The sequence below is a fragment of the Bacillus sp. KH172YL63 genome (assembly GCF_011398925.1).
Classification (GTDB): Bacteria; Bacillota; Bacilli; order Bacillales; family Bacillaceae_B; genus Rossellomorea.
This window is the reverse complement of record NZ_AP022842.1, coordinates 588,914-600,195: the sequence shown is the minus strand read 5'-3', so window position 1 is coordinate 600,195 and position 11,282 is coordinate 588,914. Positions and strand designations below refer to the sequence as shown.

The 11,282-nt window shown below is 42.0% G+C and carries 13 protein-coding genes and 1 pseudogene; 10 read left to right on the top strand and 4 right to left on the bottom strand.

Annotated elements, in window-relative coordinates; all coding sequences use genetic code 11:
- Nucleotides 1–549 precede the first annotated feature (549 nt).
- From KH172YL63_RS02970 to KH172YL63_RS02955, 4 genes are read left to right on the top strand one after another with little or no spacing between them, the layout of a single operon-like run.
- Complete coding sequence (locus tag KH172YL63_RS02970; RefSeq protein WP_173104713.1) at nucleotides 550–2,319, top strand: ABC transporter ATP-binding protein; 1,770 nt, start codon at nucleotides 550–552, stop codon at nucleotides 2,317–2,319.
- Nucleotides 2,320–2,341: 22 nt separating this feature from the next.
- Nucleotides 2,342–2,884, top strand: coding sequence for a MauE/DoxX family redox-associated membrane protein (locus KH172YL63_RS21820; protein WP_173104712.1), 543 nt, complete (start codon nucleotides 2,342–2,344; stop codon nucleotides 2,882–2,884).
- 3 nt (nucleotides 2,885–2,887) lie between these two features.
- Nucleotides 2,888–3,397, top strand: a complete 510-nt coding sequence (locus tag KH172YL63_RS02960) for a TlpA family protein disulfide reductase (protein WP_173104711.1) — start codon at nucleotides 2,888–2,890, stop codon at nucleotides 3,395–3,397.
- A gap of 17 nt (nucleotides 3,398–3,414) precedes the next feature.
- Nucleotides 3,415–3,741 carry a DUF3862 domain-containing protein gene (locus KH172YL63_RS02955; RefSeq protein WP_173104710.1) on the top strand — a complete coding sequence of 109 codons (327 nt, stop codon included), beginning with the start codon at nucleotides 3,415–3,417 and terminating at the stop codon, nucleotides 3,739–3,741.
- A gap of 240 nt (nucleotides 3,742–3,981) precedes the next feature.
- Here KH172YL63_RS02955 and queF read toward each other — a convergent pair whose 3' ends face one another.
- On the bottom strand, nucleotides 3,982–4,479 hold the full coding sequence (gene queF / locus KH172YL63_RS02950) for a preQ(1) synthase (protein ID WP_173104709.1): 498 nt from the start codon (nucleotides 4,477–4,479) through the stop codon (nucleotides 3,982–3,984).
- A 349-nt stretch (nucleotides 4,480–4,828) separates the two neighbouring features.
- Between queF and KH172YL63_RS02945 the strand changes: the two genes are divergently transcribed.
- The 3 genes from KH172YL63_RS02945 to KH172YL63_RS02935 all read left to right on the top strand — a co-directional run bounded on the left by KH172YL63_RS02945 (nucleotide 4,829) and on the right by KH172YL63_RS02935 (nucleotide 6,669).
- Entirely contained in the window at nucleotides 4,829–5,479 is a 651-nt protein-coding gene (locus KH172YL63_RS02945; RefSeq protein ID WP_173104708.1) for a cobalamin B12-binding domain-containing protein, read from the top strand.
- Between the two features lie 110 nt (nucleotides 5,480–5,589).
- Entirely contained in the window at nucleotides 5,590–6,087 is a 498-nt protein-coding gene (locus tag KH172YL63_RS02940; RefSeq protein ID WP_173104707.1) for a hypothetical protein, read from the top strand.
- Between the two features lie 24 nt (nucleotides 6,088–6,111).
- On the top strand, nucleotides 6,112–6,669 hold the full coding sequence (locus tag KH172YL63_RS02935; RefSeq protein WP_173104706.1) for a beta-class carbonic anhydrase: 558 nt from the start codon (nucleotides 6,112–6,114) through the stop codon (nucleotides 6,667–6,669).
- A gap of 252 nt (nucleotides 6,670–6,921) precedes the next feature.
- On the opposite strand, the gene KH172YL63_RS02930 is transcribed toward KH172YL63_RS02935, so the two are convergent.
- A complete protein-coding gene (locus KH172YL63_RS02930; RefSeq protein WP_173104705.1) occupies nucleotides 6,922–7,644 on the bottom strand; it encodes a 5-formyltetrahydrofolate cyclo-ligase in 723 nt (240 codons plus the stop codon).
- Nucleotides 7,645–8,094: 450 nt separating this feature from the next.
- Here KH172YL63_RS02930 and KH172YL63_RS21805 point away from each other — a divergent pair, with 450 nt between their 5' ends.
- Nucleotides 8,095–8,358: a hypothetical protein gene (locus tag KH172YL63_RS21805; protein WP_173104704.1), complete on the top strand. Its 264-nt coding sequence runs from the start codon at nucleotides 8,095–8,097 to the stop codon at nucleotides 8,356–8,358.
- Here KH172YL63_RS21805 and KH172YL63_RS21800 read toward each other — a convergent pair.
- A pseudogene (locus tag KH172YL63_RS21800) lies at nucleotides 8,359–8,451 on the bottom strand (phospholipase); the annotation flags it as partial.
- A gap of 170 nt (nucleotides 8,452–8,621) precedes the next feature.
- Between KH172YL63_RS21800 and KH172YL63_RS02920 the strand changes: the two are divergent.
- Nucleotides 8,622–9,125, top strand: coding sequence for a peroxiredoxin family protein (locus KH172YL63_RS02920; protein ID WP_173104703.1), 504 nt, complete (start codon nucleotides 8,622–8,624; stop codon nucleotides 9,123–9,125).
- Nucleotides 9,126–9,163: 38 nt separating this feature from the next.
- On the opposite strand, the gene KH172YL63_RS02915 is transcribed toward KH172YL63_RS02920, so the two are convergent.
- Entirely contained in the window at nucleotides 9,164–10,072 is a 909-nt protein-coding gene (locus tag KH172YL63_RS02915; protein ID WP_173104702.1) for a phosphotransferase, read from the bottom strand.
- A gap of 109 nt (nucleotides 10,073–10,181) precedes the next feature.
- On the opposite strand from KH172YL63_RS02915, the gene KH172YL63_RS02910 reads away from it, so the two are divergent.
- Nucleotides 10,182–11,204, top strand: coding sequence for an NADP-dependent oxidoreductase (locus tag KH172YL63_RS02910; protein ID WP_173104701.1), 1,023 nt, complete (start codon nucleotides 10,182–10,184; stop codon nucleotides 11,202–11,204).
- The last annotated feature ends 78 nt before the right edge of the window (nucleotides 11,205–11,282 follow it).

Genomic DNA, 11,282 nt, shown 5'->3' with positions numbered 1-11,282 from the left:
ATATAGTACTTACATTACCATCAAATTGTTTCATTTTTCTCAAAAAAACCCAAAAATAATTATAAAATTTGGAAAATACATATAAAAAATCTAGTGAGAACCTGTTTATTTACTGGATTAACTCTTTAAAACACGAAGAACCTAAAAAAATATAATTCTAGGAATATTTAAACAATTAAAACTGAAATTGTTATATGATACCAATAACACCGACAAAAAGTACTAATTTTTTTACATAAATTAGAATTATTGGTGGTGTTTAATAAAAACTACTCTTTGGTACTAATTAATTAGCACCGAAGAAACGGGAGGAATTTCAAATGTTAGAAGAAAAAGGAAGCAAAGATGTTGGCGGAACAGTAGATCCAAATTACGTACCTTACCCAGGATGCCCTCAAGGGTTTTCCATGTGTTGCTACAATGGATACGAGTGGTGCTGTTCTGGACAGGTTCACTGGAACTACTGTTAATACCTAAGAAAGGTATTTAAAAATGAGAAGGGGATAACTAACTAAGTTATCCCCTTTAACACATCTTATGAGGGAAAATATGTTATATATTAAAAAGGTTTCTTTTATTTTGTTTAGCAGCGCTAAAGGATGGTTGTTTGCAAGAATCTTGTCAAGTTTGATCCTAGGATTGGTTCCTTACGTTAGTCTATGGACAACTGAAAATCTAGTTAACGGTATCGTGAAAGTATTAAGTGATGATGCCACGATAAATGATTTATTCATATATCTAATAGCTTTGCTATTCGTTCAAGCACTTCCCCTGATTTTTGGAAGCTTGATTGTCATCATTGATAAAAAATACGAAAATATTTTAAATTTACATATTCAACATAAGGTTTCATATAAGGCCACAAACGTACCAATTAGTTATTATGATATACCTGATTTCCACAATAAGTTAAGTAGGTTAGATGGGAACCTGGGACTTAGATTAATGACACCTGTAAAGTCATACATTGAAATATTTAAGTACACCCTCTCCATACTTTCTGTTGTATATTATCTTATCGAAATACATTGGGCATTGGTGGTTCTTAATTGTGTAGTATCTATTCCGTTAATCTTCATGCAGAATCGATACGGGAAAAAACAATTTAATCTGATGGTCAAACAAACTCCAGATATTAGAATGTCAAGATATTATAATTCCCTCCTCAGCAATAGACAATCGATTAGAGAGGTAAGAATATTCGGTTTGAGGGATTATTTTCTGAATAAATGGTCTCAATTATTTAGAAAGACTAATGATGAGGCATATAAACTGACGAGGAGTTTAGAGGGGAATCAAGCCTTTTTTCAATTTCTAAATTCAATCTTTTATGTTATCAGCTTGGTATTTGCGATATATGTACTTAAATCAAGGTCTCTGGGTGTCGGAGCTTATGTAGCTATCACTCAATCCATGACTACGTTTCTCGTAAATATCAAGATGTTGGGGGTCAATATTTCAAAAATTTATAAAGAGCAGCTGTACATTAAAGATTTGTTCGATTTTCTAGACTATACAGAGGGGATATCTACAGAAAGAGCAACTAAAGAATTTACACAAACTGCCTCAAAAGGAATTGAGTTTAAAAATGTCGATTTCAAATATCCACTCAGCGATAAAAATGTCTTAAAAGAGATTAATTTTTCTCTTAAGCCTAATGAGAAAATTGCAATAGTAGGTTCAAATGGATCTGGAAAAAGCACATTGGTAAAATGTTTAATGGGGCTATATCACCCCACAAAAGGGGAAATTTTTATCGATGGGCTTGAAATTCGTGAAATAAAAGAAGAGAGCTTATATAAAAAAATAACAGTAATTTTTCAAGACTTTATTAAATATAATTTATCCATTTATGAGAATATTGCAATAGGGAATATTCAGGATATTAACAACGAAGAGAAAATCCAGAAGGTTGCAAAAGCTACCGGAATACATAATCTTGCTATGCAACTAGATGATGGATACCAAGCTGTGTTAGGAAAGATCTATGTAAAAGGAGTGGATCTTTCAGGGGGTCAATGGCAAAATTTAGCCCTTTCCAGAGCTTTATTTAAAGAGGGCGAAATTTTCATTCTGGATGAACCTACTTCAGCTTTAGACCCAAAAGCAGAGCTCGAGGTTTTTGAAAAATTCAAGGAGCTATCTAAAGGGAAAACAACCATATATATATCACATAGGATGGCTTCAGCCAGATTGGCAGATAGAATATTGGTAATGGATAAAGGAAGAATCATAGAAGAAGGCACTCACGATGAATTAATGATTCAAGAAGGAACGTATTTCAATATGTACAGTGCACAGGCAAAGTGGTATCAATAAACACGGAAACAGTGGTGATAGAATGGATTACTTTCTACTAGTTTTACGAGGTTTAACAGCTTACCTATTTCTTTCGACAGCTTATCATAAAATCTCCAATTATACTCAACATCTTGGGATCGTGGAGAATTACCGGATAATAAAAAGGAAATATATTACACCACTAGTGATTTTTTTGATAGTTATTGAATTGACTGTTTCAATCACTCTTTTAGTGGGTCTGTATATTAAGTGGTCTTTAGCTGTTTCCTTGATGCTCTTAATTGTATACACGCTAGCAGTATCTATTAACTTAAATAGAGGGCGGCATGAACTGTCTTGTGGGTGTGGAGGGATAATTGGGAACGATCGTATATCGTATAAGACGATTATCAGGAATTTGGTTTTAATGTCACTCATTTTGGTGCAAATACTGAAAACACCTTCTCTGTTTTCCATCGAACAATATATAACAGAGCCTGACATATTTCAGTGGACGGATGGTTTGGTGTTCATTACTTTAAGTACAATAATGGTGGCTTATTATGTATACAACAAATTTAAAAATTTGCTAAAGGAGATGTAATAAATGGAAGGTTTAGTGATTTCACAAATAGTACTTTGGTTATTCAGTATGGTGTTGTTTTATATGGTCTTTAATCTTATAAAAAAGGTACAAAACCTGTCAAAGAGTTTACAGAACGTAAATAGCAAAGACCCAAATGTCATTGGTCCGCCAATTGGAAGTGTAGGTAAACCACTAGGGAATATGCAACTCAGCAATCAAGAAACATTGATTCTTTTCTTTTCTACCGGCTGTCACTTTTGTAAAAATGTCATTAATGACCTGCAAAAGGTGAAAGAAGAATATCAAAACATCATTGTTTTGATAAAAGATGATGATAAAGAGGTTTATGAAGAATATGAAAAGAAAATTTCTTCCTTTCAAATAGAGTGTAAACGGTTAACAGAACAGATATACTTGGATTATGTGATTAAAGGTTTCCCTTTTGGTGTTGTTACAAAAAAACAAAAAATTGTATCCAAAGGACCTGCTCCTTCATTAAAAGCAATAGAGGAGCTTAAAAAAACCGCTTAAAAAATAGGAGGACTAACATGAAGACTAAAAAACCGATCAAGAGTATGTTCATTATTCTAATTCTATTAAATCTTCTTGCAGGATGCTCCGGCAATGATGAGGCAAAAGAAGATGTAGAAAATAAAGGTTCAAAACTCATTACATTACAGCAATTCAATAAAGTTGAAAAAGGTATGAGTTATGATGAAGTGGTGGATATTACAGGGGTTGAAGGGGAACCAATGACTGAAGAAACAGAAAGCACCACGATGTACGCATGGGATGGGGTAGCTCCGGATTCATTCATGGCATTGACTTTCAAAGACGGTAAATTGACTGAAAAGATTCAAAACGGGTTAAAGTAATCACCAGCGTTAAAATTAACAATGTATGGCTGTTGATTAGTACACTCTTAGGAGTAACTTCAGGTTCAAAAAAGACTGCTTTCATAGAGAGGCAGTCTTTTCTCTGCGCCTTCCAGACAGCTGTGTCCAATCAGTATACAAAGCGATGCATGCAACGGCTTCATCCCGACACTCCTTCCATTTATCCGAAATTCCTACTACTAAAAAAGAACGATCCTGACACAGAATCGTTCCCTTCTATTACCGATTATCGATTTTTTCTGGATACAGATCATGATTCATCATGCGGTGGTCGGCCATCGTTTCATATTTCGTACCAGGCTTTCCGTAGTTGCAGTATGGATCGATGCTGATTCCGCCACGAGGTGTGAATTTACCCCACACTTCGATATAACGTGGATCCATTAATTCAATCAGATCATTCATGATGATATTCATGCAGTCTTCATGGAAATCACCGTGATTTCTGAAGCTGAACAAGTATAGCTTCAATGATTTGCTTTCCACCATCTTTTGATCAGGGATATAGCTGATATAGATGGTTGCAAAATCCGGCTGGCCTGTTTTCGGACAAAGGCTTGTGAATTCAGGGCAGTTGAATTTCACGAAATAGTCGCGGTTTGGGTGCTTATTGTCGAATGACTCCAAAATATGGGGAGCATATTCGAATAAATAATTTGTCCCCTGGTTCCCTAATAGAGTTAAATCCGGTAATTCTTCGTCTTTTCTTCCTGACATGTGTGAATCCTCCTTCAAAGTGACCCGAATGTAAGGAGGACATAGCATTAGCCTAAGAATCGTGATAACAGGCTGGACAATTGCACAAACAATGCTTTCCTGTTACGCTTAAAGGATAACTTGGCCTCGATTGTGCCAAGTCAGATTCAAAGAACCATAGTTTTTTATAGAGGGTTAATGCTATGAACCTCTCTCAATATTTGAGCGTCATATAGTGTTACTGACGTTATATTAAATAAGAATAAAGGGAAAGTCAACAGCAACCGCTGATTGACCTCCTTGGCAGGAATTTCACCACCCGAAATTGAATATATAATGTGATATTTTCACGATTCAGGAGTGATGAGACATGAATCAGCTCGTCAAGACGTTCACCAAAGCCATTCTCGCCGGGGACGTGCCAGCCCTGCTGGAATTGCATGCCTCCTCCATTCACTCAAAGATGGATTCTTTCACTTTTTACGAAAAAGTCGTCAAGCCATCCATGTACAGAGTAGGTGAGCTTTGGGAGAAAAATCAAATAACCGTTGCAGATGAGCACTTGGCCACTGCAACCCTTAAATATCTGCTCGCCACCCTCTTCACCCATCAGGAAGCTTATGAAGACCAGCCGAAAGCCTTATTATTCTGTATCGAGGGTGAGCATCACAGCCTGGGCCTCGAGCTTGCAAACGAAGTGTTTAAAGAAAAGCAATGGAATACCCGTTATCTTGGCTCCAATGTCCCGGTTAAAGACGCATTAAGCTTCATCGATGCATGGCAGCCCCAGGTGATCGGCATCTCCATCGGCATGACCACCGAGCTCGTACGCTTGAAAAACTGTGTCGGTGAAATCAGGCATCACCACCCAGACATCGAAATCCTGGTCGGCGGCAGGCTCATATCAAACTACACACTTGATTTCCTCGAGGAAGCGAGTGTTTCAACTTTCTACGACCTAGTCGAACTCAACGAATATTTGACCGACCTCAGAGGACAGTTTGTTTCCCTGAAAGGGTAAGCCGAACGACCAAATCCAACGTATGTTATCCACATGGCACCTTTCCCACCTGCGGGACGGGGTTTTTGGGGCAATGACATCCAATAACCTTGCAATAAAGGAGTGATCATGTGGAAAACCTACATTTGTGCCCGATTCCCTATCTACTGTTAGACAGACAGTTCCACCTGATAGATGCATCAAATTCAGGCTATGATCTTTTAAAGCCGGGAGAAAATTTCATGGGGATCATCGAAGAAGAAAGCTCACCGAAATTTGCCCGGTTCATCCACAAACATGGAGAAGGTGAAATGGAACTGAACCTGAAGAGCAATGACTCCTTCGAGCTTTTCGACATCTACTACCGATTTTCAGAGGTCCAGCAGCTCTTTCACGTTGCCCTCATTTCGAAAGATGATCAATACAAAAAAGTTTCAGAGCAGATGAACGGCTTATTCGATCTGATGGGGAAGTCGACATACCCCCGGAAAGAACCGAATTTGACAGAAGTACTCGCGAAGGTTTCTTCATTATATTTGAAACTTGCCAACACTTCTGATTGGAATCGCCAAGAAGTTATGGATAAAATAAAAGAGATTGAACATCACCTGCAGCAATCGGTGAAATAATACTTAGGTATAGGAGAAGACGCTATGACTTTATTAACGAACATCCTTGAATACAACCAGCAATTTGTGCAAGAACAATCGTATGAAGAGTACAGAACAACCAAGTTCCCTGACAAACGCTTAGTGATTCTTACTTGCATGGATACTCGTTTAGTTGAACTGCTGCCTAAATCCATGAACATGAAAAATGGCGATGTGAAAATCGTTAAAAATGCCGGCGCCATCATGAGCCATCCTTTCGGAAGTATCATGCGCAGCCTGCTCGTTGCAGTCTACGAACTTCAAGCTGACGAAGTACTTGTCATCGGACACCACGACTGCGGCATGAGCGCCATCAACAGCAACCAGATCATCGACAAAATGAAAGACCGTGGCATCACAGACGAAACACTCAACACCGTCAACTACTCAGGCATCGACCTGCATGACTGGCTGAAAGGCTTCAACTCAGTCCAGGAAAGCGTCGCCCACAGCGTCGACATGATCAAAAACCACCCGCTGATGGACAAGAACATCCCGGTTCACGGACTCGTCATCAGCCCTGAAACAGGGAAACTCGACCTGGTTGTGGACGGGTACTAAAAACCGGATCAGATTTGTGTCAGGGGAAGAATGAATAGTAGTAGTGAGGTAATATGATAGTAAGATAAAAATCCATGCAGACTTGGGGTCTGCATGGATTTTTTTGGGGAGTTTTTTTGGGGGACGGACCTTTCAAAAAGCTTATCCTATCGCGATTTGTGGAGGTATTAGGCGTTGTTTTTGGGGACGGACCTCCCAAAACCCTCACTTCATTTCCACAAACCCGCTTGTAACAAGGATCTCTCTATTAAATCAGAGGTCCGTCCCTCGATGGAATCCCTTCAATTCTCTTAGGATCGGCATGTTTTCCATTTCTTCTTCGGTGACGTGGTCCCATTCGATGCCCTGTGGTTTTTCATAGGGAGTGCGGGTTTCAGTAATGCCTTCTTCCGTGATGATCCAGTCGACTGCGAGATCATAGGAGTCCCTCGGGATGTCATCCTCTACCAGCTGTTGGCTGTTGATCGTTGTGATGACGGGAACCGGCTTATTCCCTATTTCCCTAAGGATTGCATATTCACGATCGGCGTATCCCGCTCCTTTTCCGAGTCTTCTGCCGTCAGCGTGGATGGCGACAGATCCTACTACGATGAGGTCGATTCCAGGAATATCGGTCAAGGGCACGACTTTTCCATATGTATTCATATGCTTGATGCTCGCTGCCTTTCTCTCCTCCCCATGAGGGACCCACTCCGGCTTGATCATGACGAACCCATCCTTCAGGCGAGGGGTTGGAATCAGCAACGTTTTCCCATCTTTGATGACTGCCGCACGAAGGGGCAGCTGTGGTGCATCTGGATTGACTTTCACCACGCTTGCTTCTTTGTAGATATCCATGCTCTGTACAAATGAAGCAGCTTTCTCTGCCCCCTTGACATTCGGGATCCTGCCGACCAGGGGAAAAGGAAATCTTCCAAGCTTCTTTTCTGTCAGTGTATTCCACACTTTGTGCCTGATTTCATCTTTGTTGGTCATTTTGGAGACCTCCTTTGGGGTTGGTTTGTTGTTTTGATTTCCATAATATGTATAAAAACGCAAATAACTATGATTGAGACGCAATTACTTTTGAAAACGACGCAATTACATAAAAAATGACGCAAATATGCTTGAAAACGACGCAATAACTTAAAAAAAGACGCAATTCACTTCCTGACCAAAGCTGTCTCCCTTATTTTACCATACCGTTCCCACGGTTTCATCCTTGATTCACACATTCCCGTCATGTTCCCCCACCAAACTCATAAAATCAAATGTGAAAGGAGTGATCCCATGAAGACATTTCGCGCTCGACTGTCAGATTTGGAGGGGCTTGGGGACTTAGTTTGATGCTTTTCGTATCTTTTACCAACAGTCATCAGACAAGGACGGTGCAAGACGCTACCTTGAATACGATATAAAGGTCCGTCCCTCAAAGAGTATCTTCATTTGAGGGACGGACCTTCTTCTTCCTCCACAAACAACGCTTCAGATCCAAGAGCCCCTGCATCTGTCCCTGCTACATCTTGTCCTGCTACATTTCACGCCGGTCTGAAGCTTCATGTACTGGTAGAAGAGGAAGGCGTGGCGGCCTTGCCGGGTATGGGGATTGATTTCATTTCTGAGTTTTTTCAGAAACATTTGGTCGCATGCGCATGTGGGACCGTATCGTTCATAACACAGGTCATGGGCCTGGCATGCGGCATCGACTGAATTGACGGGCGCACCGGGTCCGCTGCATCCCGGTCCGCACCATCTGTATTCGGGAAATATGCATAATGATGGAGAATCACAGTTTTTTCTCATGGAATCTTCGTCTCCTTTGAACTTCTCTGCAGTTCGTACGTTTTATTTCTTCCACAACGGGAATTACACCCTATGTAGGAAAAATAAATTACTATACGGTATGCACACTGCTGCCGGAAGGTTTGTCCCAATGCCCAGTTCACAGAAAATTCGTTTAGGAGGAATGAAGAATGGCAACTTTTCAATTAAAAGATACGGTACCAAATTTCACGCTCCCTGCAGTTTCTGGTGAGACGTTCTCGTTTGAGGAGCATCAAAAAGAACATAATGCTTGGCATCTTCTTGTCTTTTTCAGGGGATCATGGTGTCCGGTCTGTCAGGAAGAATTGCGGGAACTTCAGGCAAATAAGGAATATTTCGAGAAGCACAATGTCCACCTGTTGACGATTTCCAGTGATAAGTTGGAAAACTTACAGGAATTCGCGGACAAAGAAGACCTCACTTTCCCGATTTTATCTGATGAAAACCTGGAAGCCATCAAAGCATACGAGGTTTATTATCACGGAGAAGACGCCCCTTATGAAGATCATGGACAGCACGGGGAGCCGGCTTACTTCCTCATCAACGAAAAGGGAGAGGCGATGTATCAGCAAAGACAAACGAGCCCGTTCGGCCGTCCGCATGCCAATGAACTAAGAAAGATCGTGAAATATATCCAAAAGAACGTGAAGTAAAATAAGCGGGATCGACGCTGCAGTCGATCCCGCTTTCTTCATGTGAGGGCAAGCTCCAGGCTTTTCCGGGCTTCCGCAACGGTATGTGTTTGATTTTCATGATAGCCATACAGAAGCAGCACGACGTTTGTGTAGATGGCTTTAAATCTGGCGTATTCAAGCTCGAGCGGATCGATTTCCCCGTACTCTTCGAAAAATACCTTGCGGCCAGCCCCATCAAGGAAACTGAAAATCAAATTGAGATCCACAGCCCGGTGGCCAATGTGCACATCTCCCCAATCGATCACCCCGGATAGGACCCCTTCCCTGTTCACGATAATATTTTTAAAATGAAGATCGCCATGAACCAATACAGGTTCTCGAGGCAGGGAACCCTGAGGCAGCCGATGAAGATACCGCTCCAAATTTTCCGACTGATGAAAGAGTTTGAGCGCTTTCACTTCCCGGATGTTCCTCTCCAGGACCGGAAGACGTTTTTCCACATTCAAACGCTCCAGTTCATCATCGGGGACACCGAGCTGCTTCGCTTCCGTCACGTTTGTTCCGTGCAGCCTCTTAAGAAACTTGGCCAAACCCGGTGCTGAGTCCGTCCGGTTAACCTTTTGTGCCTTGGACGGGATCATCCCTTCCACAAGTCGGTATCCAAGAAAAGGCCACCGATACTGAGAGAACGGCTTCCCGTGAAAAACAGGAACCGGTATCTGCAGACCAAGATTGCGACATCCTAGAAGAGGCAGAAGCTTTCCCTCTGTTTCAATCAGCCCAACCGCAACCTCTCTTCTTGGAAAACGAAAGATCCAGTCCCTGTTTACGTTCACGACTGTATTATCAAAGCCATAATCAATGATGTCGGCCTTGACTGGTGCAAGCTCTGGAAATTGAGCCGTAATCCATTCCGCAGCCTGATGGGCATTCACTGTCAATTCTGCATCCCATACGTTTGCCATCACTCCCACTCCTTTACCAAGTTCAATTCTTTGTGAAGATCAAGCGTCTTGTGATAAGTTTCAAGTAACCGAAAATATTAAGTTAGTTAAATAAAAAGGAGGAACAACTATGCTACCTGAAAAACAGCAACAAATCCAATTGATATCCCGTCCTGAAGGAATGCCTGTAAAAGAGGACTTCCTTTACAAGGAGATCGAGGTGCCAAAGCCGTCCGACGGTGAAGTGCTGGTGAAGACCTTGTATCTATCAGTGGACCCTTATATGCGGGGAAGGATGTCTGACGCGAAATCCTATGTCGCTCCTTTTCAATTAAACGAAGCGCTGGCAGGAGGAGCTGTAGGTGAAATCGTAGAATCACGATCAGATCTATTTAAAAAAGGGGACTTTGTCGTCGGCATGCTGCCTTGGCAGGAATATGCTGTCGCGAATGAAAAAGAAGTCCGTTCCATCGATCCAAATGTCGCGCCGATCTCGACCCACTTAAGCATCCTCGGTATGACCGGATTGACGGCTTATTTCGGCCTGATCGACATTGGTCAGCCGAAAGAAGGCGAAACGGTTGTCGTGTCCGGAGCTGCCGGTGCAGTTGGTTCCGTCGTTGGTCAGATCGCCAAAATCAAAGGTGCCCGGGTCGTCGGGATTGCAGGATCTGATGAAAAAGTCAACTACCTGACAGATACACTCGGCTTCGACAAAGGAATCAACTATAAAACGACCGATAATATTTACGCTGCACTAAAAGAAGCATGCCCGGACGGCATCGATGTGTACTTCGAAAACGTCGGAGGCGAAATCGGGGACGCTGCCCTTAGTTTACTAAATAAACATGCACGCATTCCAGTGTGCGGGGCGATCTCTTCCTATAACAAGACCGACCGTGACCTCGGTCCCCGCGTTCAAACGAGATTGATTAAATCAAGCGCACTCATGAAAGGCTTCGTTGTCAACGATTACAGCGACCGCTTCAAAGAAGGCGCGACCGCACTCGGCCAATGGCTCTCCGAAGGGAAGCTTCAATACGAAGAAACGATCACAGAAGGCCTGGAAAACGTAACCGACGCCTTCCTCGGCCTCTTCCAAGGAAAAAACATCGGCAAACAACTCGTCAAAATCGCCGACCCAAACAGCTGAGTCTCTTTTTGAGGGACGGACCTCCATTTCCAGACCGAAATCCTGTCATATCAACATTCAGGTGCCGGAAAGGGAGGT

Excerpts from the sequence above, each read along its gene's own strand:
- KH172YL63_RS02970 (WP_173104713.1), top strand. The coding sequence starts at position 550 with ATGTTATATATTAAAAAGGTTTCTTTTATTTTGTTTAGCAGCGCTAAA.
- KH172YL63_RS21820 (WP_173104712.1), top strand. The coding sequence starts at position 2,342 with ATGGATTACTTTCTACTAGTTTTACGAGGTTTAACAGCTTACCTATTT.
- KH172YL63_RS02960 (WP_173104711.1), top strand. The coding sequence starts at position 2,888 with ATGGAAGGTTTAGTGATTTCACAAATAGTACTTTGGTTATTCAGTATG.
- KH172YL63_RS02955 (WP_173104710.1), top strand. The coding sequence starts at position 3,415 with ATGAAGACTAAAAAACCGATCAAGAGTATGTTCATTATTCTAATTCTA.
- queF (WP_173104709.1), bottom strand. The coding sequence starts at position 4,479 with ATGTCAGGAAGAAAAGACGAAGAATTACCGGATTTAACTCTATTAGGG.
- KH172YL63_RS02945 (WP_173104708.1), top strand. The coding sequence starts at position 4,829 with ATGAATCAGCTCGTCAAGACGTTCACCAAAGCCATTCTCGCCGGGGAC.
- KH172YL63_RS02935 (WP_173104706.1), top strand. The coding sequence starts at position 6,112 with ATGACTTTATTAACGAACATCCTTGAATACAACCAGCAATTTGTGCAA.
- KH172YL63_RS02930 (WP_173104705.1), bottom strand. The coding sequence starts at position 7,644 with ATGACCAACAAAGATGAAATCAGGCACAAAGTGTGGAATACACTGACA.
- KH172YL63_RS02920 (WP_173104703.1), top strand. The coding sequence starts at position 8,622 with ATGGCAACTTTTCAATTAAAAGATACGGTACCAAATTTCACGCTCCCT.
- KH172YL63_RS02915 (WP_173104702.1), bottom strand. The coding sequence starts at position 10,072 with ATGGCAAACGTATGGGATGCAGAATTGACAGTGAATGCCCATCAGGCT.
- KH172YL63_RS02910 (WP_173104701.1), top strand. The coding sequence starts at position 10,182 with ATGCTACCTGAAAAACAGCAACAAATCCAATTGATATCCCGTCCTGAA.